Source organism: Arthrobacter sp. NamB2 (assembly GCF_005281365.1).
Taxonomy (GTDB): domain Bacteria; phylum Actinomycetota; class Actinomycetes; order Actinomycetales; family Micrococcaceae; genus Arthrobacter_D.
The window spans coordinates 15,837-36,836 of record NZ_SZWI01000010.1; the positions used below are offsets into that span (position 1 = coordinate 15,837).

Genomic DNA, 21,000 nt, shown 5'->3' on the forward strand with positions numbered 1-21,000 from the left:
TCCGTTGCCGGTGTGCCCGGCGATCGCTCAAATGTACTGTTACAGGCGGGCCTTCGCGGCCAGACCCGCCCGCGGATCGGCATCCTTCGTCGCATCCCGGAACGCCTCGACGGCGGCCTCGGCCTCTTTCGAGAGGTTCTGTGGAACGACGACGTCGACGGTCACCAGCAGGTCGCCCGTTGCCTTCGATGTCTTCACGCCCCTGCCCTTGAGCCGCAGCGTCCTGCCCGACGGCGTTCCGGCCGGAACGCGCATCTTCACCATCTCCCCGGTGAGCGTCGGCACCTCGATCTGCGCACCGAGGACCGCCTCGGGAAAGGTGACGGGCACATGGATGCGGATGTTGTCCCCGTCGCGTGTGAACACCGGGTGCTCTTTCACGTGGACGGTGACCATGAGATCACCCGGACCGGCCTGGCCGGGCTGCCCTTTCGCTTTGACGCGGACCTTCTGCCCGTCCCGGATGCCCGCCGGGATGCGCACGTCGATCTGCTCGCCCGAGGGCTCTCGCAGGCCGATCGTCGTCCCGTTGATCGATCCCGCGAACGAAATGGACGTGCTGGCGGTGCGGTCGGCGCCCTTCTGCGGGCGCGTCGACTGAAATCCGCCCGGGAAGCCGTTGCCGCCCATGCCGCCGCCGAACAGGTCGGCGAATTCCGGAGGGAGGTTGCCGTTCGAGAATCCCGTGCGCTGGCGCGTGCCTGCGCCGCCCTGACCGAAGAGATTGCCGAACACGTCCTCGAAACCGGCGCTGCCACCGGCGTTCCCACCGGCACCGCCGGCCGAGAAACGCGCTCCGCCGCCCATCGCTCGAATGGCATCGTACTGCTGGCGCTGCTCGGAATCGGACAGGACGGAATACGCCTCCGACACGTCCTTGAACATCCGCTCGGAACCGGCGTCGCCCTGGTTCTGGTCAGGGTGGTGCTTGCGCGCAAGCTTCCGGTACGCCTTCTTGATGTCGTCGTCGGACGCATCTTTGGAGACACCCAGGATTTTGTAGAAATCCTTGTCGACCCAATCCTGACTAGCCAATTGGCGTCTCCTTTCCTAGAACGATTGAGTGTGGTCAGGTTGCGTGATCCCGAAGGACCACGCAACCCGGGAGAGCTGAGCGGAGTGCCGAGGAAGGCGGCTTCAATATTTCCCAGCGAGCTCTGCGAGCCGGGAAATTTCGTTGCCGCCGTTCGGCATCCGCCCAGCGACGAACAACCTACTCCGGTACCGCCACGATGACCTGCGCGGCCCTGAGAACGCGCTCGCCCTTGCGGTAGCCCGCACGAAGGATCTGGCTGACGCTGTCCACCTGGACATCCGCGCTCGGCTGCTGCATGAGTGCCTCGTGGATGTTCGGGTCGAATGCGACGCCCACCTCGTCGATCCGGGTGAGCTCGTACGTCTTGAGGACGTTCTCGAGCTTGCCCGCGATCGCCGCGAACGGTCCCTCGGCGAGGTCGCCGTGCTGACGCGCGGCGTCGATGTCGTCGAGGACGGGCATCAGCGAGTTGATGACGCCGATGACCGCCTGGTCCCGGGCGACGTCACGATCTCGCTCGACGCGGCGCCGGTAGTTGACGTACTCGGCCTGCAGGCGGAGCAGATCATCGCGGAGCTCGGCGACGACATCCACCGCAGGATTGCTGTCCCCCTCGGCGCCGGCCTCGTTGAGGATCGCCTCCGCCTGGGCCAGGGCGTCCCCGTCGATGGCGTCATCAGCGGGACCGGCCTGCCCTCCGGCCGCGGGTTCCTCCGCGGCCGGAGTGCCGGCATCGTTCTGCTGCCCACGGACTTCGCCCGTCTCAGGGTCGATCTTCCGGTTGTCGGTAAAGCTCACCGGCTCTGACTGGTGCTCTTCTTCATTTCCGTGGTGCGGCATGGCTACTTCTTCTCGTTGGCGTCTTCGTCAACCACCTCGGCGTCGACGATGTCCTCGTCGCTGCCTGCGGCGGATGGCTGGTCATCAGCGGTCGCGCTTCCTGCCTGGCCGGCGTCTTGCTGCGCGGAAGCGTAGATCGCCTCACCGAGCTTGGACTGTGAGGCCTGCAGCTTCTCGAAGGCCGACTTGACCTCGTCGTCGTTGTCCTGCGACTCGAGCGCTTTCTTGAGGGCGTCGACGTCGGCCTGGACATCGTTGCGGACGTCCTCGGGCAGCTTGTCCGAGTTGTCGGCGATCAGCTTGTCCACCGAGTAGGCGAGTTGCTCGGCACCGTTGCGGGTGTCGGCGGCCTCGCGGCGCTTCTTGTCCTCGGCTGCGTGCTCCTCGGCCTCGCGGACCATGCGGTCGATGTCCTCCTTGGAGAGGGAGGACCCACCGGTGATGGTCATCGACTGCTCGGTGCCCGTGCCCTTGTCCTTGGCGGACACGTGGACGATGCCGTTGGCGTCGATGTCGAAGGTGACCTCGACCTGCGGGACGCCGCGCGGGGCCGGCGCGATGCCGGTCAGCTCGAACGTTCCGAGCGGCTTGTTGTCGCGGGTGAACTCGCGTTCGCCCTGGAAGACCTGGATGGCCACGGACGGCTGGTTGTCGTCCGCCGTGGTGAAGGTCTCGCTGCGCTTGGTCGGGATGGCCGTGTTGCGCTCGATGAGCTTGGTCATCATGCCGCCCTTGGTCTCGATGCCGAGGGACAGCGGGGTGACGTCGATCAGGAGGACGTCCTTGCGCTCACCCTTGAGGACACCGGCCTGCAGTGCGGCGCCGACGGCGACGACCTCGTCCGGGTTGACGCCCTTGTTGGGCTCCTTGCCACCGGCGAGTTCCCTCACGAGTTCGACGACGGCGGGCATGCGGGTGGACCCGCCGACGAGGACGATGTGGTCGATGTCGGCCACCTTGATCCCGGCCTCGGCGATGACGTCGTTGAACGGCTTCCTGGTGCGGTCCAGCAGGTCCTTCGTCAGGTCCTGGAACTTGGCACGCGACAGGTGCTCGTCGAGGTGCACGGGGCCGTCCGCGGTGACGGAGAGGTACTGCAGCGAGATGTTGGTGGACGTCGCCGAGGACAGCTCCTTCTTCGCCTGCTCTGCGGCTTCCTTCAGGCGCTGAAGGGCGATCTTGTCCTTTGAGAGGTCGGCACCCTTCGCCTTGGCCTGCGAGAGCAGGTAGTCGACGACGCGCTGATCCCAGTCGTCGCCGCCGAGGCGGTTGTCACCGGCGGTCGCGCGGACCTGGATGGTGGAGAACGCGTCCTCGTCCTTGCCGACTTCCAGCAGGGAGACGTCGAACGTTCCGCCACCGAGGTCGAACACGAGGATGAGCTCGTCTTCCTTGCCCTTGTCGAGGCCGTAGGCGAGCGCTGCCGCGGTGGGCTCGTTGACGATGCGCAGCACCTTCAGTCCGGCGATCTCGCCGGCTTCCTTGGTGGCCTGGCGCTCGGCGTCGTTGAAGTACGCGGGCACGGTGATCACGGCGTCCGTGACCTTCTCGCCAAGGTAGCTCTCGGCATCCGTCTTCAGCTTCTGCAGCGTACGGGCAGAAATCTCCTGCGCGGTGTACTTCTTGCCGTCGATGTCGACGGTCCAGTCGGTGCCCATGTGGCGCTTGACCGACGCGATGGTGCGATCGATGTTGTTGACGGCCTGGCGCTTGGCGATCTCGCCGACCAGCACCTCACCGGACTTGGAGAAAGCGACGATCGACGGCGTGGTGCGCGCGCCCTCGGCGTTCGCGATGACGGTGGGCTCGCCACCTTCGAGGACCGAGACGACCGAGTTGGTGGTTCCGAGGTCAATACCTACTGCACGTGACATGCAATTTCCTTTCGACTGCCCGGGATTTGCGAGGCGCTCATCCGCCGGGCGCGTAGATTGAGCGTTCTGCACTCAAGTATAGCGCCGGGCCGCCGGAGTTCAAAATGAAGTTGAGCGTGGTTGGCTCAACTCCTCCTCGTCAGGCCGCCGGGACAGCGGTGATGAGCCCTTCGCGGAAGGCGTCGACGAACAGTGCGTGGTCCTCCCGGACTGTGTCGGCGTACCGCTCACCGAAGGCGATGATGTCCTCGATGAAGTCGGCACGGGAGCGGTCCACAGCGGCGATGATCGCGGTCTCGGTGCGGAACGGCACCAGATCGTGGTCGCTGTCCTCGTCCGTCGAGCAGTGGATCTTCGCGGTAGCCTGCCCGAGCGCTTCGAGTACGGGCCCCATCTGTTCCGGCTCCGTCAGGTCCTCCCAGGAGAGGTCGCGCTTGTAGGGCGACAGCTCCGAGACCACGAACGAGACGCCGCGGATGGTCGTGTAGCCGAGGAAGGGATCGGTGTGGGGCTGGAGGGATCGCTGGCTGATGACCGCGCGGTGGCCGTCGTCCCTGAAGTAGCTGCGGACACGCTCGTCATGGACGATCCGGCTGGGTGCGGCGATGTTCGACTGCTTCATCGTCAGGATGATGTCGTTCTCCTGGGCCTCGTCGAAACCCTCGATCAGCACGTTGTACGTCGGCAGACCGGCGCTGCCGATACCGAAGCCCTTCTTCCCGACGATTCCCTTGACCCGGTAGAACACACGCCGGCGCGAGCGCTCGCTGTCGGGAATAGTGCCGAGATAGCGATCGAAGGCTTCTGCCACCTCGGTGTACTCGCCGTCGTCCAGCGTCCGGATGGTGCCGTCGTCGCGGAACTGGCGCTCGTAGTCCTCGATCAGCGTGAGCGAGTCGAGCAGGCGCGTCCGCCGTGCCGCCCGGGCCTGCTGCAGGACGTGATGGATAGTGCCGTCGGTGTTGTCGAGACCGAAGGCGAACGCGGACTGCTCATCGTCCACATAGTCCTCGACGCGCCCCAGGTACGCCTCGAGGTAGATGCGCGCGAGGTCCCTCACCGCCTGCGACGGCAGGGCCTTCTGCCAGCAGAGCAGCGTCAGCGAGGCGACGAAGCGGCGAAGGTCCCAGGAGAAATGGCCCACGTACGCCTCGTCGAAATCGTTGACGTCGAACGTGAGCCGCCCTTCGTTGCTCATGTAGGTCCCGAAGTTCTCCGCGTGCAGGTCACCGTGGATCCATACGCGGCCCGTGCGCTCGTCGGCCCAGGCATCGTCGAGCGTCGCCATGTCGGTGTAGAGAAGCGAGGCGCTGCCACGGTAGAAGGCGTACGGATCCGCCGCCATTTTGCGGAATCTCGCCCGGAAGGCCAGCGGATCGACGCTCATGAGGTCCTGGTGCGCTTCGACGAGGGTGCTGACGATGTGCTGCTGACGGGAATCTGTGGCTGCCATCCGCCCACGGTACCCGCGATCGCGGCGACCACGAATGACACCTGCTCGTCGCCGGTAGCGCCGAGGAACGTGGGAGGCTCGCGCACCATCAGGAGGAACCGATGATCAACACCAAGGCGGGAAGGTCAGGCAGGGCAAGGACCCACTCGTTCCCCGGGTCACCTGCGTTTGTCTGACCTCGGATGCAGGACTGGCGGCGCACGTGGCCGGTGATGATCTGATGGGGTATAGCTGACTAGGCCTGGCTGTTTGGACCTGAAGGAGCATATGAGTACTGGTAAGAGGTCCCGATTCGACGGAGCGTTGCGTGCCACGTTGTGGTTCTGGCCGTTCGTCGCGGCCGTCGTTTCCGTGGTCGTGACGATCCTGCTTCTGATGGTTCGTCCGGATCCTGGTCCTGTCTGGGCGACCTGGTTATGGCCCAGCGGCGTGGACGCGGCGACGACGCTGCTGCAGGCGGTCGCGAGTTCGATCATGACGGCCACGACCCTGATCTTCTCGTTGACGGTCGTCGCACTTCAGCTGGCGTCCCAGCAGTTCTCGCCACGGTTGCTCCGTGAGTTCGCTCGGGACCGGGTGACGCAGGTGGTACTGGCCATTCTCGTGTCGACGTTCGTGGTGTCCGTGACCGGACTACGGGGAATGGACGCTGATCGTCCGTTGCCGGTGCTCGTGCCCGCCGTCGTGCTTGTCCTGGGTATCGGTTCCGCGCTGGCGCTGCTGTTCTTCGTCGGCCACATCGTGAAGTCGTTGCGGGTGGACACGATGATGGTTTCCGTCCATGCGGAAGCCTCGCGGACGACACGGCAGTCCTACCCGGAGTACGCGGATCATTCCAAGAATCCACGGCCCGGTCTCCCCGGACCCGAGCGGGGAACTCTGGTGGTGTCGCCGAGCAGCGGCTTCATCAAGGCTGTCTGGCCCGAGGACCTGGTCCAGGCAGCAGCCGAGCACGGCGCGTTCATCCTCGTCGGCGTCCGGCCCGGTGACCATGTGACGGTCGGTACGCCTTTGGCCAGCATCTGGGCCGACGACGGCGATTCAGCGTCAGCGGAGGTCGGGGAGCTGGTTCGCGAAGCGGTGATCCGGGCGGTTGACCTGGGTTTCGAGCGAACCTTGGAGCAGGATGCAGCGTTGGGGTTGCGCCAGCTCACCGACATCGCGGTCAAAGCCATCTCACCGTCGATCAATGACCCGATCACCGCGGCTCATGCTGTGGGCTACTGCGCTGATCTGCTCGTGCAGTTACAGGGGCGCAAGCTCGGTCCGCAGCAGCACAACGACGAGCACGGCACACCGCGGGTCGTGACACCGGACCGGGACCACCGGTACTACCTGGACCTGGTGTGTGCGCCGATACGCCGATTCGGATGCTCCGAGCCACTGGTCCTCACGGCGTTGCTGCGCATGCTCAGGGACTGCGCCGTGAACGCCAGGGACGACACGCACCGCGGAAACATCGAGGATCAGGTCGATTTGATCCTCGAGTCGATGGACGAACAGGTGCTTCCCTATGACGGTGACGCGGTACGCGACCTCGCCGCACGAGTCGAACTGGCACTGGGGGGCAATGTCGATGACGCGTACAGGGACAGGGCCGGTGAAACCAGATCGGTCTAGGGCCCACCCATCCGTCGCCCTGCGGCCCTTTCTCACTCGGGAGACGGAGAAGACAAGGCCTCTGGGCGTTGGTCACGGCAATGACGAGCCGGGACCAATGTCTCATGGCTTGGTTCTGTCCGCCGGCAGGTCTTCGCGCTGGACGGTGCAGCATTAGTACGACTCCGCTGAGTCCCGTCAGTGCCGCGACGACGCCGATGATGATGCCCTCGGTGATGCAAAGGTGGGTCCGGGGACCCAGTGGGATGGTGAGCGCATTGGTCGGGAAGAAGTGAGTGATGAAGAGCACCTTCTCGATCAACGTCAAGAGAACTGCGATGACGCAGAACAGGGTCCTGCATTTGAGTATGGTGGCCCAGTGAGCGCCGGGATCGACGCGCCAAGGAGTTTTTCACTATTCACGAGGCCTGTCCGAAGCACCGGGACAGAGCCAGACCCGAAGGATCACCATGACCACCGAGACAGCAGGACATACCCCTGATACCAACGAGTCGGCTGATGACCTGGCGCGCAAGAAGCCGTCGGTCCTGTTCGTGTGCGTCCACAATGCGGGCCGGTCGCAGATGGCCGCGGCCTACCTGAACCACCTGTCCGAGGGGCGCATCGAGGTCCTGTCCGCCGGCTCCCAACCAGCGGACCAGGTCAACCCTGCAGCCGTCGCGGCGATGAAGGAGGAGGGCATCGATATCACCGCCGAGACCCCGAAGATCCTCACTACCGAAACCGTGAAGGCCTCCGACGTCGTCGTCACAATGGGCTGCGGAGACGAGTGCCCGTACTTCCCCGGCAAGAGGTACGAGGACTGGGTCCTGGAAGACCCCGCCGGCAAGGGCGTCGAGTCCGTCCGCCCGATCCGTGACGAGATCAAAGGCCGCATCGAACAGCTCATCAGCGAACTCCTCCCCATCAACGGGACCAGCACCACGGCCTGACGTCGGCGCTGCGCGTTCGCCAGTCACAACGTCTGCAGCACATGCCGCAGCGGTGGGACACCCGGTACCCGGCATCGACGGTATCGAGCGCATGCGGCTGGTACGCGACGACATCGACAGGCATGTCCACGAATCGTTCTGGCAGCTCCCCCCCTAGCCCGTCCGTGGCCGAGCGATACATACTGCCGACATGGACCTTGAACAGTGGTGGACGCGCGTGATGCCCGTAACGCGCGAGTGGCTGGCTGCCCACAACGGCGAGGCGCTGACGCCCGAGGTCGTCGCCGACATCAGCAGGGCCGGCGGCCTCGTGGCGTCGGACGCGTGGTGGCTGGGACAGCGAGGCCCAGATGGTGTCTTCCTCTCCGACGCGGCGATGGACTGGATCGAGGAGCAAGCCAACGGCAAGGACCAGGCCGGCCAGGACACCTGAATCCTGACCGGCAGCCGTCGTCAGCGGCGCCGGCACCGACCGGCATCGGGCCTGCTTCAGTTCAGACGACCAGCGTGACCGCCAGGGCGAGCATGACGACGGCGATCAGCGCGTCGAGCACGCGCCATGCAGAACGCCGCTCGAAGAGTGGCGTGAGGTACCGGGCACCGACGCCGAGTGCGGTGAACCAGAGAAGGCTTCCAAGTCCCGCACCCGCCGCGAACCACCACTTGCCCGGCGTACCGTGAGTACTCGCCAGGGACCCGAGCAGGAGGACTGTGTCGAGATACACGTGCGGGTTCAGCCAGGTCAGGGCGAGGCAGGTCCCGAGAGCGGTGCGCCAGGACATCGCGCTGCGCTCCCCGGACGTGTCGAGCTCCTCCCCTGTCACGGCTCGTCGCGCGGCCAGCACGGCGTACCCGGCCAGGAAGGCAGCACCCGCCCACCGCACCGCCTCGAGGAGAATCGGCATCCGCTCGATGACAACCCCGAGGCCCCCGACCCCGAGCGCGATGAGCACGAGGTCCGAGAACGCACAGACGGTCACGACGAGCACCACGTGGGAGCGCCGCAGCCCTTGCCGGAGCACGAACGCATTCTGGGAACCGATGGCGACGATCAGGGTGAGGCCGGCAGCGAGGCCGGTGGCAGCGGAAGCGAGCACGGACTCAATCTAGGGTCGTTCGCTGGTTCAGACCAGCTAAACGTACTTCAGCATGGTAAGAGTTGCTTATGAAGCGGATCGATCCTGCGCAGGCACATGCTCTTGCAGCCATCGTGAGCGGGGGCAGTTTCGAAGCCGCGGCCGCCGCCCTCTCGGTGACTCCCAGCGCGGTCAGTCAGCGCATTCGTGCCCTTGAGGTCGCCGTGGGACGCCCTGTCATCACGCGGAGCAGGCCACTCCTGCCGACGGAAGCCGGTCTCGCCATCGTCCGGTTCGCCCGCCAGTTCGATCTGCTCTCCGCAGATCTGGCCTCCGAACTCGAGGCGTCCGACGACGGCCCGCGGCAACGCATAACGATCGTGGTCAATGGCGATTCCCTGCACACCTGGGTGCTTCCCGCCCTGGTTCCGGTTGCCGAGTCGCTGCAGATCGAGATGCTGCGCGAGGACCAGGAGTACTCCCTCGAACTACTGCGCAGCGGCGCCGCGGCCGCGGCCATCACGTCCGTCAACGCGCCCATGCCCGGCTGCTCCTCCCATGCGCTGGGCATCATGCGCTACATCCCCGTCTGCACGCGTGAATTCCGGCAGACATGGTTCCGCGACGGCGCGACGGCGGAGCAGCTCGCCCTGGCCCCCGTGATCGTGTTCGATCGGAAGGACGACCTTCAGGACCAGTACCTCCGGTCACGGACGCGCCGCGTCCTCGACCCTCCGCGCCACTACGTTCCTGCAGCCCAGGAGTTCAAGGATGCCATCAGGCTCGGCATGGGCTGGGGACTCGTCTCCGAACTGGAACTGGGTGAAGATCCGCAGGACCTCGTGCCGCTTTCACCCGGCGGTCCCGTGGACGTCCGCCTCTACTGGCAGCAGTGGCGCCACGGCTCGACGGCCCTGGCGACGGTCGGCGAGGCCGTGCGGCAGGCCGCCGCCGTCCTCCGCCGGCCCGCGACGGGGGCTCCGTGAGGACGCGGGGACGACTGCACCGCGCGCCGGGCAGGGGGTGTCCGGTCGCGGAAGCGCCCCGGGCGGTTGCTAATATCGAAGGGCGGGCAACCGCTCGTCGATAAGGGCAAACCCGGTGCGAGCCGGGGACGCAAAGCCACGGGACCCACGCGGTCAGCCGGGCCGCCGAAGGGAACAGGTCCACGAACAATGCCTCGGACGCCTCACTTTCATACGGTCCCCGCAGCAGCCGATCCCTCCGCGGTTGCATACCCTGATCCCGGCCGGCGTCGTGCGCTGCGGAACCGGCGCGGAGCTCCGGGTCATGAGTAGCTCCCCCTCCACGGACCGCCGCTCGGCCGTCGTCATCGAGGACGATCTGGACATCCGGAACCTCGTCTGCGCCATCCTCGAGCAGTGTGGCTTCCAGGTCAGTGGTGCGGCGACCGGCAGGGACGGGGTCGCCGTCGTGCGCAGTGAACATCCGACGGTGGTCACCCTGGACGTCGGCCTGCCCGATATCGACGGGCATGAGGTCCTGCGGCGGATCCGCTCGACGACGGACTGCTACGTCATCGTCCTGAGCGGACGAAGCGACGAGATGGACATCCTGACGGCACTGCAGGCGGGAGCGGACGACTACGTCCTGAAGCCGTTCCGCCCTCGGGAGCTGAGGGCGCGTATCGACGCCATGCTCCGGCGGCCCCGCATCGGACGGAAGTCGCAGGTGGAAGAAGCACGGGACGTGCCGCTCCAGTCGTCCGCGCCTGTCGCTTCGAGTGGGACGACCGCAGGACTCACGGACAACGACCCGGCAGGTCAGCTCCTGACACGGGGCGCCCTCGTACTCGACGGCGATGCCCGGACCGTCACGTGCACCGGCGTCGAACTGCCGTTGACCAAGACCGAGTTCAACCTGTTGCACGAACTCCTGAGGAGCAACGGGGCGGTCCGGACCAAGGAGGAACTGGTCCGGGTATCCCGGGGCACGGACTACCGCGGCTACAACTTCGTCAGCCGCACGGATGAGCGGGCGATCGAGGTGCACATCGCCAATCTCCGCCAGAAGCTCGCGAGGGCGGACGCGGACCCTGACCTCATCACCACAGTGCGCGGCGTCGGCTTCCGCATCATGCCGCGGAGCGTTGATCCCCGCTAGGTGGCCGTCGCAGTCAGGGTCGCCTCGGATAGGTGGCGCGGAGCTCGTGCTCGGTGTCGGAGGCGCAGGCGCGCAGCAGCGTGATCGAGCGCCGGCAGGCGTCGAGGTCTGCAGCCGAGAGGAAACGCTGGACGGCCAGCGCCGCCTGGGCCAGCCGGCGGGCTCCCACCATCACCGACGACGTCGTCAGGCTGAGGACGGCGTCCCGGGCTCCTGCCAGGTCACCGTCCTGGAGCCGCTGCTCCAGTCGGCGGACCTTCCCGTCGAGCGTCGCCGAGAAGTCCAGCGCGAACCGTCCGACCACGGACGGGTCGGAGAAGTCGTCCTCCATGTCCTCAAGGACGCGGAGATCGATCAACGGGGCGGCTCTGCCTCCCGCGACCGGATCGCCGACGGCGTCCTTCGGCAGGGTCGCCGGCCCGCCGTCCTGCTGCAGGCCAGGACGTGGCGGGATGGGAGGGCTGGACATGGGACAAGGGTATCGATCCCTGCTGCCACCGACGGAGGAGCCGCATGTTCTTGCGCAAAGCCTGCGGAAGGACGCAGCCGTCGGCGCTTCCGCTCTGCTGGAGGATTTACCCCGCGGCAGGCAGAGGATGGAGGAGCTCTGCGTATGACAGTCCTGGCCGGGCTTCTGGTAGGCCTGGTGGGACCGGCTGCACGAGCGGCAGCTCGACCCGGAACTGCCTTCTGCCGGGACGCCGGTCCCATCGATATCCCGACCGTTGGCCTCGACGAGAGCCTGGACGATCGCAAGGCCGAGCCCGGTGCCGCCTGCGGAAACTACCGCTGCGACGGCACAGCGCCCAGCGTCGACGGCCACCAGATCCTCGGTCCGATGTCGTAGGCGAGCGCGGGGATCAGCAGCGAGCGCACGAGGACGGTGTCCAGCAGGACACCGAACGCAACGATGAACGCTATCTGCGCGAGGAACAGGATCGGGATGACGCCCAGTGCCGCGAAGGTCGCGGCGAGGACGACGCCGGCGGATGTGATCACCCCTCCCGTGATCCCGAGCCCCCGGAGGATGCCGGGCCTCGTACCGATCCGCAGTGACTCCTCACGCACGCGGGTCATGAGGAAGATGTTGTAGTCCACGCCGAGCGCCACCAGGAAGACGAAGGCGAAAAGCGGCACGGAGGCGTCCGCGCCCTCGAAACCGAGGATCCCGTTGAACACCAGGGCCGATATCCCCAGCGCCGTCGCGTTGGACAGCGCGACGCTGGCCACGAGGAGCACGGGCGCAAGGATCGAGCGCAACAGAATGATCAGCACTACCAGGATGACCAGCAGCACGAGGGGGATGATCTTCACGAGGTCAGCGAGTGCCGTGTCGTTCGTGTCGATGGCCGTCGCCGTGACACCACCCACAAGGGCGTCCGGGCTGACGTCGTCGAGCTCGGTCCGCAGGGCGCGCACCACGTCCTCGGCCTGGTCGGAGTCCGCCTGGTCCGCGAGGGTCCCGCTGACGAGGATGCGTCCGTTCATGACGACAGCCACACCGCTCGGATCCGAGGTCACCTCCGCGTCCGAGATGCCGGGCTGTGACGTGACCACCTCGAGTACCGCATCCTGATCGGCCTGCGGAGCGACGACCTGGACGGGGCTGCCGGAGCCGGCGTCGAAGTGGCGCGCGAGGGCCTCCTGGCCGTCCACGGCGTTGGACGGAGCCAGGATCAGCGCGGATTGCGGTACTCCACTGGCCTGCAGCTGGGTCAACCCGAGGGCGCCCGTGACGAGGAGGAGCAACGAGGCGATCCACAGGACGCGAGGGCGACGTGCGACGAGGAGGGCGACGCGCTTCCAGACACCCCTGAGCTGCTCGAGTCCCGTCTCCGGACCCGCCTCGCTCGGCGCCGCATGCATGCCCTCGTGCCGAGCGGCGTTCTTGGCCACGTCGTAGCGCGGACGCAGCGGCCAGAAGGCCGACCGGCCGAGGAGCAGCAGGAGGGCGGGGAGGAGCGTGAGGGCCGCCCCGAGTGAGAAGAGGATGCCGATCGCGGCGATGGGGCCAAGGCTCCGGTTCGAGTTGAGGTCCGAGAACAGGAGGCACAGCAGTCCGAGGATCACGGTAGCGCCGGAGGCCAGGATCGGTTCGACAGAGCTGCGATAGGCAACGCGCATCGCCTCCCACGGGGTCTCCTTCTCGGCGAGCGCTTCGCGGAACCGGGCGACGAGCAGCAGCGCATAGTCGGTGGCTGCCCCGATCACGAGGATCGACAGGATGCCCTGGCTCTGGCCGCTCAGCTGGATCCAGTCCAGCTTCGCGATCGCGAAGACGAGCAGGATCGATGTTGCCAGTGCGGCCACCGAGGTGAGGAGCACCAGGAACGGCAACACGATGGAGCGGTAGACGGCGAGGAGAATGATGAACACCGCTCCGAGTGCGACGCCGAGCAGGATGCCGTCGATGCCGCTGAAGGCGCCCGCCAGGTCCGCCGTGAAGCCTGCCGGTCCTGTGACATATCCCCTGACCTCGCTGGGCAGCTCGTCCGCCAGGACCGCGCGCAGACCGTCCACGACCTCGGTGGGTTCGGCATCGGCGGAGACGAAGGCGACGTACTGCACCGCGAATCCGTCCTCCGAGGGGATGGGGCCTGCGACGGACGGCGGCCCCCCGGCCGGGGCATCGAGCCCCTCGACCCCGCTGAGCGCGGAACCGAGTGCTTCGTAGGGGCCGAGGTCGCGCAGGTCGATCGGGCTGTCGGACTCGGCGATGATGACCGCCGGAACGGCGTCAGAGTCGCTGAACTGCTGCTGCAGTTCGCCGGCCTCGGTGGATTCTGCACTCGCCGGGAGGAACGATGCCTGGTCGTTGCTGGACACCTCCTCGAGCCGCCCGAAGGTCGGGCCGCCCACGGCTGCGCCCACCAACCAGATCAGGACGACGACGACGGGCAGGAGCACCCGCACCGAATGGTTCCTCATATGTATGCAACCCTCTCCTCGCGATATCTCTTTCATCGAGTATATCCATGATGGAGATATTCGAGGTCTGCCTAGACTTGGAGAAAGAAAGACGAGGATTCATGGCCACGCGGGACGAGCTCATGGCTCTCATGCAGCAGTTCACCATCGAGACGGACCGGTACGTCGAGGCGGCCGGCGAGCGCGACAGCCTGTACCGCACCGATCTCCAGGCCCTCAGCATCATGGTCGGGGCGGCACGCGCAGGGGTCACCGTGACTCCCGGGCTGCTGCGCGAGGAGCTCAACCTCAGCTCGCCCGCGACGACCGCCCTGATCGACCGCCTCGACGCCGCGGGGCACGTCACCAGGCGTCGCAGCGACGTCGACCGGCGGCAGGTCCACCTGGAGATGACGGAGAAGGCCCGCGTCACCGGCGCGTCACTGTTCGCTCCGCTGGCGCGGCACATCAGAGCCGTCCTCGACCAGTACCCGGAGGAGCAGCTGGAACTCCTGCGGGACATGATGCGGAAAATAACCGAAGCCACCGTTGCCGCCAAGAATGAGGCGCGGGAAGACGCCGGCGCTGACTGATTCGCCCGCCGCGCGCTAGCCTTCGAAGCATGAACGACGAGGTCTACTCCCACGGTCACCATCCCAGCGTGACGGCAGCACACGCGACGCGCACCGTCGCTTCATCCGCGGCCTATCTCGAGCCCTTCCTCGAAGCCGGCATGGACATCCTCGACATCGGCTGCGGGCCCGGCAGTATCACTGCCGGACTGGCCGACATCGTGGCGCCGGGGACAGTGCTCGGTATCGACAGCTCGGCGGACGTCATCGCGCAGGCAGCCGAGGCCCACGTCGATCTCGCGAACGTCGAGTTCCGCGTGGGGAACGTGTACGACCTCGACGCCCCGGACGAGTCCTTCGACGTCGTCCATGCACACCAGCTACTGCAGCACCTCGCCGAACCCGTGGCGGCGCTCCGCGAGATGCGGCGCGTCGTACGTCCCGGTGGAATCGTCGCCGCCCGCGACGCGGACTTCGGCGCGATGACCTGGTACCCCGCCGTCGACGAGCTCGAGGAGTGGCGGGAACTGTACCGGGACCTGGCTCGCGGCAACGGCGGCGAGCCGGACGCGGGCAGGAGGCTCCCGGGGTGGGCGGCCGAAGCCGGGTTCGCCGTCGTCGAGGTGTCGTCGTCGAACTGGGTGTATGCGACACCCGAGGAGCGGAACTTCCACGCGGAGTCGTGGGCGGAGCGCGTGCTGCACTCGGCTTTCGCGGAGCAGACCCTGGAGCGCGGCATCGCGGACCAGCAGACCCTCGACCGGCTGGCCGCGGGCTGGCGCAGGTGGGCCCGCATGGACGACGGCGTGTTCCTGATGCCGAGCGTGGAGATCCTGGCCCGTGACTGAGCGGCGGGCCCCCGGCGGCGACCACCGCAGCTAGGCTGTCCGGATGTACCGCATCGTCACCGTCTGCACCGGGAACATCTGCCGCTCGCCCATGGCCGAACTCATGCTGGTCCGTGCGTTCGCGAAGGCCGGCATGGAGAACGACGTCGCCGTCGACTCCGCGGGTACCACCGGCTGGGAGGCCGGCAGGCCCATCGACGAGCGGGCGGCGGCGAAGCTGACCGAGCTCGGCATCGAGAGCCACCTGCACCGGGCGCGCCAGTTCGAACCGGGCTGGTACCGCGAGCGCGACCTCATCCTCGCCCTCGACCTCGACCACTACCGGGAGCTGCGCGAGGAGGCGCCCGACGACGACGCGCGTGACCGCATCCATCTCCTGCGCGAGTTCGATCCCTCGACGACGGACACCGACCTCGAGGAACTGGGCATCTACGATCCTTGGTACGGCGATGCCAGCGACTTCGAGGCCACGTGGAAGATGGTCGACGGCGCAGTGGACGGCGTCGTCCGGTACGTCCGGAACGAGCTCGATGCCGACGGTTCGGACGCCTGACGAGCGGCGCTTACCATGAACGGGTGAATCCCTCCCTCTGGCTGGCGTTGCTCGGCGCCCAGACACTCATCAGCTTCGTCCCTGGTGCCGGCGCCGTGAACACCATGAGCAATGCGTTGACCGTCGGATTCCGGCGTGCCATCTGGGGGGTCCTCGGCCAGCAGGTGGCACTGCTGGTGCACATCGCGATCGCCGCAGCCGGCGTCGGCATCCTCGTCAGCAACTCCCCCCTCGCCTTCAACCTGATCCGCTACACCGGGGCCGCGTATCTCGTGTACCTCGGCGTGCGCAAGTTCCTGCAGCGACCCGAGCCCAGTGACGTCCGGGCGCTGCAGAGTAGTGAGAGTCCGTTCTCGATGTTCCGACGCGGCGTGTGGGTCAATCTGCTCAATCCGAAGGCCATCGTCTTCTTCCTCGCCCTGATCCCCCAGTTCATCCGGCCGGATCAGCCCCTGCTCGGCCAGTACGGGGTGCTCGCGGCAACAGTCATCGCCATCGACCTGCTGGTGATGTGGTTCTTCTACGCAGGCACCGCACGCTCGTTCCGGCGCTTCACGCGCGACGACCGCGGCCAGGTGATCCTGAACCGCACCTTCGGGTCGCTCTTCGTGGGCGTCGGCGCGCTCCTCGCGCTGGCCTGAGCCGTGCCCGGCACCCGACCCCTCCTCATCGCCGTCGACGGCCGGTCCGGCGCCGGGAAGACGACCCTCGCCGTGGAACTCGCGGCCCTCCTCCGAGAGCACCACAGCGTCAGCCTCTTCCATCTCGAAGACATCTATCCCGGCTGGGACGGGCTCGCCGACGGGATCAGCCGCTATGTGGAGCACGTCCTCCGGCCGCTCGGCGAGGGGCGCACCGCCCGATGGCACGCGTGGGACTGGACCCGCGGTGAGGACGGCGAGGAACGCGTGACACCGGGGGCGGACATCGTGCTGCTCGAAGGCGTGGGCGCAGGGGCGTCGGCGGCCCGTCCCTACCTGGACGCCGTCGTCTGGGTGGAGGCCGACCCCGATGTCCGGCGCCGGACGGCGATCGAGCGGGACGGCGCCACGTACGCGCCGTTCTGGGAGCGGTGGGCCGAGCAGGAGGTTGCCTGGCTGAGCGAGGACGACCCTTCCGTCTCAGCGGACATCATCATGCAGGGCCACCGGGGCCCGCCTTCGCCCCGTGCGGTGCGCCTGGCCCTGACCGGCCTGCCGTCGTGCGCGGTCCTGTTGGCTCCGGAGCGCGCGGGCCGTCGTGGACTGACGCTCGACTACGAGCGCATCGACGCCACCCCGAACACCGCCGAACTCTTCACCGCGCTGTACGGGTTGTCGCCCGCAGCGGTCTGGCTCGACAGCTCCGATGCAGCCACGACCGGCCCGCCCACCGACCGTAACCGGTTCAGCATCCTGGCGGATGCCGGCGGGGTGTTCGGGCAGCAGGCGCTGCACCGTGCCGGCGTCACGGAGATCAGCGCCGGCGCGGTCACCGCCCGTGTCCGGGCACCCTTCTTCCGCTGGCTCGACGACGTCTGGGGGCGCCGGGCCGTGCGTGTGCCCGAGGGCTTCGCCTGTGAGTTCGGGCTGGGCTGGCTGGGGTACCTCGGGTACGAGTTGAAGCGGGAGACAGGCGGTTCGGACACCTCGACGCCCGACGGCGCGCTGCCCGATGCCGCCCTCGTCTTCGCCGGGCGGGCCGTCGTCGTCGACCATCTCGAGGGCTCCGTCTTCCTGCTGTTCCTGTCCGACGGGCGGCCCGATCCCGAGCGCGACGACTGGCTCGAACATGCACGGGCCGCGGTCGAAGCGACGGCCCCTGCGACGAACCGGCCACCGGTGCCGCGACCGGTGCCATCCTTCCGAACCCGTGACAGCCGCGAGGAATACCTCGCGAAGATCGACCTGGCCAAGACCGAGATCGCGGACGGAAACACCTACGAGGTGTGCCTGACGACGTCGCTGACCGCCCACGCGGAGAGCTTCGACGCCCTGCAGGCCTACCTTCGGCTGCGTGAGGTCAGCCCTGCCCCCTTCGCGCATTTCCTCCGCTTCCCCGGTCTCGCCGTCGCGAGTACCTCGCCGGAACGCTTCCTGAAGCTCACGGCCGGAGGCCTCATGCGGGCGGAGCCCATCAAGGGGACCCGGGGCCGGTCCATGGATCCCGCCGCCGACGCCGCACTCCTCGAGGACCTCCGGGCCTCCGCGAAGGACCGCGCGGAGAACATCATGATCGTGGACCTCCTCCGCAACGACCTCTCCCACCATGCGATGCCCGGGTCCGTCACGGTCAGCCGGCTCTGCGACATCGAGACCTACGCCACCGTGCACCAGATGGTCAGCACCATCGATGCCCGGTTACGGCCGGGCAGCGCGAGGGCCGGCGTCGTCGCCTCCGCGTTCCCCGCCGGGTCGATGACCGGAGCACCCAAGATCAGCACGATGGACATCCTCGACCGGCTGGAGCGGACGCCCCGCGGACCGTACTCGGGAGCAGCAGGGTACTTCAGCCTCACGGGGGCGACTGATCTCGCCGTCGTCATCCGCACACTCGTGGTGCAGGAGGACGACGGCGGAGCCCGGCTCACGCTCGGAGTCGGCGGCGCGATCACGGCCGATTCGGATCCGGCCGAGGAGTGGGACGAGGTGCGGACGAAGGCACGCGGGGTCCTGTCGGCCCTCCGTTCGGTATTCCCCGATGGAAGCGCCGCAGGGAGAGTCAGGACCGTCGAGCCGTGACCCTGTCCGCTACTGGCTCGGTGCGGTGACCCTGCTTGCCTGGGCGGCCGGAATCCGGATCGGAAGGTCGTTGGACCGGGTGGCCTTCGCCGCGAGCCAGGTGGCGAGCGCACCCAGGGCCGCGCCTGCGAGGACGTCGACGACGTAATGCCAGCCGAAGTAGACGGTGGCAAGGGCCGTCAGCACGACGTAGGCCCACAGGACCGCCCGGACCACGAGCGGAAGGCGGATGAGGTGAGCCACGAGGGCCGCAGTGAAGACGACGGATACGTGAAGGGAAGCGAACGCCGCGATGCCGTGCACCGACTCCGTGGCATGCGGGTCCGCGAGCACCCGCACCCGGTTGCGGTACAGGGACTCCTGCAGGCTGGTGACCCCCGTGTCGGCCAGGTCCGTGAAGTGCTTCGGTTCGATGTAGATCGGGCCCAGGGACGGTAGTACGTAATAGCTTGCAGCGCCCAGTATCCAGTTGAAGGACAACGCGCTGACGTACCAGACTCCGTGGGAGATCGTGCGGGACCACACGAGCGCGGCGGCGACCGACAGGGGCACGAAGACCAGGTAGGACAGGTACACGGCGGACAGCACATGCGCGCTCACTCCGGTACCCAGCATCTGCTGGAGCGCGTCACCTGGGTGGTCGCCACCCATGAGCCACCGGTCGGTCTCCTGCAGGAAGGGATCAACGACCCTGTCGCGGACGAACGGGAGGAAACTCTTCATGTTGCGGTACGAGACATACGCCAGGTAGAAGGTCGCGAGGCCCACGGACGTCAGCACGAGCCGTGGCCCGGGCCAGCGACGCCGGAACTCGACCAGCGCCACACGATGCGCGGTCCGCAGGGTGGGCTTCCTCCACAGGGTCCGGGGGAGGACGTCAGCCAGGATCATCGCGACCAGCAGCAACGGCAGGCGGATATAGCTGGGACCGAGGAAACCGTCGGGGTCGCGCAGTGGCAGACCGAAAACCATCGCCGTGAAGCCGGTCAGTAGGGCAAAGGAAGCCGCGACCGCGAACGGGACGTGGAAGAGCCCGTACGGGGAGCGCCTCGACGACGAGGTTTTAAGCGTCATTCAACACTTTTAGCGCAATTTGAGGGGAATAGTGAAAAAAGTTGACTATTGCCCACCCGGGCACTGTGCTTCAGGGACCCAGGCTTCCGTCTCTATGGCATGGTTCACCCCATGACTGATCCTTCAGTGGGGACCGACCAGGGGAATCGGACGCCGCTCGGCGCGTCCTACTGGAAGTTGTGGGTTTCCTCCGGGCTGTCCAACCTCGCGGACGGCGTCTTCAAGATCGCGCTTCCCCTGCTGGCCATCCAGCTCACCCAGTCTCCGACGCTGATCGCCGGACTCACGGTCGCGGCAACGCTCCCCTGGCTTTTCTTCGCCCTGACTGCCGGGGCTCTGGCGGACCGGATGGATCGGCGCAGACTGATGGCGTGGGCCAACCTCAGCCGCGCAGTACTTCCCGCGCTGCTGGTCACGGTGCTGCTGCTGGATCTGGGCTCCATCTGGGCTCTCTACGTCGTCGCCCTGATAGTGGGGGTGGCGGAGACTCTGTACGACACGTCAGCGCAGTCGATCCTGCCCCAGGTGGTGCACCGGGACCAGCTCTCGCGCGCCAACGGCCGCCTCTACACCGTCGAGCTCACCACCAATCAGTTCGTCGGCCCCCCGTTGGGCGGGCTGCTGGTGGGCATCGGCGTTATTGCGGGCCTCGTCGTGCCTGCAGCGCTGTGGTGCGCGGCCGTCGGTGGCCTGCTCCTGCTTCCGGGCACATTCCGTGTGGAGCGGGAGGGGAGGACGACGTTGAGATCCGACATCAGGGAAGGCCTGGGATTCCTGTGGAACCAGAAAGTCCTCCGGACGCTGGCAGCGATGACCGGAGTGCTGAACTTCGCCTCCAGCGCGGCCTTCGCGGTCCTCGTTCTGTTCGCCGTGGGCCCGTCGTCGGAGATGAGGTTGTCCGAGGTGGGATTCGGGGTGCTCCTGACGACGTCGGCCGTCGGTTCCTTCATCGGGTCGCTGACCGCAGAGCGGATCGAGGCGGGACTGGGCCGCGCTGTGTCGCTGATGCTCACGATCGTGGGCTGTGCGCTGTTCGTGGGCGCACCCGCCCTGACCAGCAGCCCCTTCGTCCTCGGCCCGATCTTCCTCCTGGGCGGCCTCCTCATCGTGCTGTGGAACGTCATCACCGTGTCGCTACGCCAGCGCATCACGCCCGACCGCCTGCTCGGCCGGGTCAACAGCGCCTACCGCCTGCTGGCCTGGGGCACCATGCCGCTCGGAGCGGCAACGGGAGGCCTTCTGGCCCAATGGCTGGGCCTGCAGGCGATGTTCGGGATCATGGGGTTGCTCACGCTCGCGTTGCTCGGGATGATGCCCATCCTCACCAACAGAGCGATCGCAGCTGCCGAAGCGCAGCCGAACGCCGGGTAG

19 protein-coding genes and 1 riboswitch are annotated in these 21,000 nt (G+C 67.2%); of the genes, 11 read left to right on the forward strand and 8 right to left on the reverse strand.

Translation table 11 applies throughout. The features are described from left to right. Positions 1-39 precede the first annotated feature (39 nt). The 4 genes from FDK12_RS14575 to FDK12_RS14590 all read right to left on the reverse strand — a co-directional run bounded on the left by FDK12_RS14575 (position 40) and on the right by FDK12_RS14590 (position 5,203). Positions 40-1,035 (reverse strand): DnaJ C-terminal domain-containing protein, encoded by a 996-nt coding sequence (locus FDK12_RS14575; protein ID WP_137370225.1) that lies wholly within the window; start codon positions 1,033-1,035, stop codon positions 40-42. A gap of 178 nt (positions 1,036-1,213) precedes the next feature. Beyond that, positions 1,214-1,876, reverse strand: a complete 663-nt coding sequence (locus FDK12_RS14580; protein ID WP_137370226.1) for a nucleotide exchange factor GrpE — start codon at positions 1,874-1,876, stop codon at positions 1,214-1,216. Positions 1,877-1,878: 2 nt separating this feature from the next. After that, positions 1,879-3,750 carry a molecular chaperone DnaK gene (gene dnaK / locus FDK12_RS14585; protein WP_137370227.1) on the reverse strand — a complete coding sequence of 624 codons (1,872 nt, stop codon included), beginning with the start codon at positions 3,748-3,750 and terminating at the stop codon, positions 1,879-1,881. Positions 3,751-3,889: 139 nt separating this feature from the next. Next, positions 3,890-5,203, reverse strand: coding sequence for a DUF2252 domain-containing protein (locus FDK12_RS14590; protein WP_137370228.1), 1,314 nt, complete (start codon positions 5,201-5,203; stop codon positions 3,890-3,892). Positions 5,204-5,470: 267 nt separating this feature from the next. Here FDK12_RS14590 and FDK12_RS14595 point away from each other — a divergent pair, with 267 nt between their 5' ends. From FDK12_RS14595 to FDK12_RS14605, 3 genes are all read left to right on the forward strand, one after another. Then, positions 5,471-6,823 (forward strand): DUF2254 domain-containing protein, encoded by a 1,353-nt coding sequence (locus tag FDK12_RS14595; RefSeq protein ID WP_137370229.1) that lies wholly within the window; start codon positions 5,471-5,473, stop codon positions 6,821-6,823. 449 nt (positions 6,824-7,272) lie between these two features. Beyond that, positions 7,273-7,755: an arsenate reductase ArsC gene (locus FDK12_RS14600; protein WP_137370230.1), complete on the forward strand. Its 483-nt coding sequence runs from the start codon at positions 7,273-7,275 to the stop codon at positions 7,753-7,755. 190 nt (positions 7,756-7,945) lie between these two features. Beyond that, complete coding sequence (locus tag FDK12_RS14605; RefSeq protein ID WP_137370231.1) at positions 7,946-8,188, forward strand: hypothetical protein; 243 nt, start codon at positions 7,946-7,948, stop codon at positions 8,186-8,188. A gap of 61 nt (positions 8,189-8,249) precedes the next feature. Here the strand turns inward: FDK12_RS14605 and FDK12_RS14610 are convergent, their stop codons facing one another. Beyond that, positions 8,250-8,852, reverse strand: a complete 603-nt coding sequence (locus FDK12_RS14610; RefSeq protein WP_137370232.1) for a LysE/ArgO family amino acid transporter — start codon at positions 8,850-8,852, stop codon at positions 8,250-8,252. Between the two features lie 68 nt (positions 8,853-8,920). On the opposite strand from FDK12_RS14610, the gene FDK12_RS14615 reads away from it, so the two are divergent. Beyond that, positions 8,921-9,817 carry an ArgP/LysG family DNA-binding transcriptional regulator gene (locus FDK12_RS14615; RefSeq protein WP_137370233.1) on the forward strand — a complete coding sequence of 299 codons (897 nt, stop codon included), beginning with the start codon at positions 8,921-8,923 and terminating at the stop codon, positions 9,815-9,817. 95 nt (positions 9,818-9,912) lie between these two features. Further along, a riboswitch (cyclic di-GMP riboswitch) is annotated at positions 9,913-9,987 on the forward strand. 134 nt (positions 9,988-10,121) lie between these two features. Then, positions 10,122-10,955 (forward strand): response regulator transcription factor, encoded by an 834-nt coding sequence (locus FDK12_RS14620; protein WP_137370234.1) that lies wholly within the window; start codon positions 10,122-10,124, stop codon positions 10,953-10,955. Positions 10,956-10,968: 13 nt separating this feature from the next. Here FDK12_RS14620 and FDK12_RS14625 read toward each other — a convergent pair whose 3' ends face one another. Both FDK12_RS14625 and FDK12_RS14630 read right to left on the reverse strand, forming a co-directional pair. Further along, positions 10,969-11,424, reverse strand: a complete 456-nt coding sequence (locus FDK12_RS14625) for an Hpt domain-containing protein (protein ID WP_137370235.1) — start codon at positions 11,422-11,424, stop codon at positions 10,969-10,971. Between the two features lie 314 nt (positions 11,425-11,738). Then, positions 11,739-13,883 (reverse strand): MMPL family transporter, encoded by a 2,145-nt coding sequence (locus FDK12_RS14630; protein ID WP_137370236.1) that lies wholly within the window; start codon positions 13,881-13,883, stop codon positions 11,739-11,741. Between the two features lie 101 nt (positions 13,884-13,984). On the opposite strand from FDK12_RS14630, the gene FDK12_RS14635 reads away from it, so the two are divergent. Genes FDK12_RS14635 through pabB form a run of 5 tightly spaced genes read left to right on the forward strand, consistent with a single transcriptional unit; the run spans position 13,985 to position 18,555 of the window. Next, positions 13,985-14,455 carry a MarR family winged helix-turn-helix transcriptional regulator gene (locus FDK12_RS14635; protein ID WP_137370237.1) on the forward strand — a complete coding sequence of 157 codons (471 nt, stop codon included), beginning with the start codon at positions 13,985-13,987 and terminating at the stop codon, positions 14,453-14,455. Positions 14,456-14,484: 29 nt separating this feature from the next. Next, positions 14,485-15,282 carry a methyltransferase domain-containing protein gene (locus FDK12_RS14640; RefSeq protein ID WP_137370238.1) on the forward strand — a complete coding sequence of 266 codons (798 nt, stop codon included), beginning with the start codon at positions 14,485-14,487 and terminating at the stop codon, positions 15,280-15,282. Positions 15,283-15,325: 43 nt separating this feature from the next. After that, the gene (locus FDK12_RS14645) at positions 15,326-15,835 is read left to right on the forward strand and encodes a low molecular weight protein-tyrosine-phosphatase (RefSeq protein WP_137370239.1); all 510 of its coding nucleotides are present in this window, start codon (positions 15,326-15,328) and stop codon (positions 15,833-15,835) included. A gap of 23 nt (positions 15,836-15,858) precedes the next feature. After that, positions 15,859-16,476 carry a LysE family transporter gene (locus tag FDK12_RS14650; RefSeq protein WP_137370240.1) on the forward strand — a complete coding sequence of 206 codons (618 nt, stop codon included), beginning with the start codon at positions 15,859-15,861 and terminating at the stop codon, positions 16,474-16,476. A 3-nt stretch (positions 16,477-16,479) separates the two neighbouring features. Beyond that, positions 16,480-18,555: an aminodeoxychorismate synthase component I gene (gene pabB, locus FDK12_RS14655; protein WP_137370241.1), complete on the forward strand. Its 2,076-nt coding sequence runs from the start codon at positions 16,480-16,482 to the stop codon at positions 18,553-18,555. 9 nt (positions 18,556-18,564) lie between these two features. On the opposite strand, the gene FDK12_RS14660 is transcribed toward pabB, so the two are convergent. Next, positions 18,565-19,629, reverse strand: a complete 1,065-nt coding sequence (locus FDK12_RS14660) for a phosphatase PAP2 family protein (protein ID WP_137370242.1) — start codon at positions 19,627-19,629, stop codon at positions 18,565-18,567. A gap of 111 nt (positions 19,630-19,740) precedes the next feature. On the opposite strand from FDK12_RS14660, the gene FDK12_RS14665 reads away from it, so the two are divergent. Next, positions 19,741-21,000, forward strand: coding sequence for an MFS transporter (locus FDK12_RS14665; protein WP_137370243.1), 1,260 nt, complete (start codon positions 19,741-19,743; stop codon positions 20,998-21,000).

Coding starts and splice junctions, on each gene's coding strand:
- FDK12_RS14580 (WP_137370226.1), bottom strand. CDS start 1,876: ATGCCGCACCACGGAAATGAAGAAGAGCACCAGTCAGAGCCGGTGAGC.
- dnaK (WP_137370227.1), bottom strand. CDS start 3,750: ATGTCACGTGCAGTAGGTATTGACCTCGGAACCACCAACTCGGTCGTC.
- FDK12_RS14590 (WP_137370228.1), bottom strand. CDS start 5,203: ATGGCAGCCACAGATTCCCGTCAGCAGCACATCGTCAGCACCCTCGTC.
- FDK12_RS14595 (WP_137370229.1), top strand. CDS start 5,471: ATGAGTACTGGTAAGAGGTCCCGATTCGACGGAGCGTTGCGTGCCACG.
- FDK12_RS14600 (WP_137370230.1), top strand. CDS start 7,273: ATGACCACCGAGACAGCAGGACATACCCCTGATACCAACGAGTCGGCT.
- FDK12_RS14605 (WP_137370231.1), top strand. CDS start 7,946: ATGGACCTTGAACAGTGGTGGACGCGCGTGATGCCCGTAACGCGCGAG.
- FDK12_RS14615 (WP_137370233.1), top strand. CDS start 8,921: ATGAAGCGGATCGATCCTGCGCAGGCACATGCTCTTGCAGCCATCGTG.
- FDK12_RS14620 (WP_137370234.1), top strand. CDS start 10,122: ATGAGTAGCTCCCCCTCCACGGACCGCCGCTCGGCCGTCGTCATCGAG.
- FDK12_RS14625 (WP_137370235.1), bottom strand. CDS start 11,424: ATGTCCAGCCCTCCCATCCCGCCACGTCCTGGCCTGCAGCAGGACGGC.
- FDK12_RS14630 (WP_137370236.1), bottom strand. CDS start 13,883: ATGAGGAACCATTCGGTGCGGGTGCTCCTGCCCGTCGTCGTCGTCCTG.
- FDK12_RS14635 (WP_137370237.1), top strand. CDS start 13,985: ATGGCCACGCGGGACGAGCTCATGGCTCTCATGCAGCAGTTCACCATC.
- FDK12_RS14640 (WP_137370238.1), top strand. CDS start 14,485: ATGAACGACGAGGTCTACTCCCACGGTCACCATCCCAGCGTGACGGCA.
- FDK12_RS14645 (WP_137370239.1), top strand. CDS start 15,326: ATGTACCGCATCGTCACCGTCTGCACCGGGAACATCTGCCGCTCGCCC.
- FDK12_RS14660 (WP_137370242.1), bottom strand. CDS start 19,629: ATGACGCTTAAAACCTCGTCGTCGAGGCGCTCCCCGTACGGGCTCTTC.
- FDK12_RS14665 (WP_137370243.1), top strand. CDS start 19,741: ATGACTGATCCTTCAGTGGGGACCGACCAGGGGAATCGGACGCCGCTC.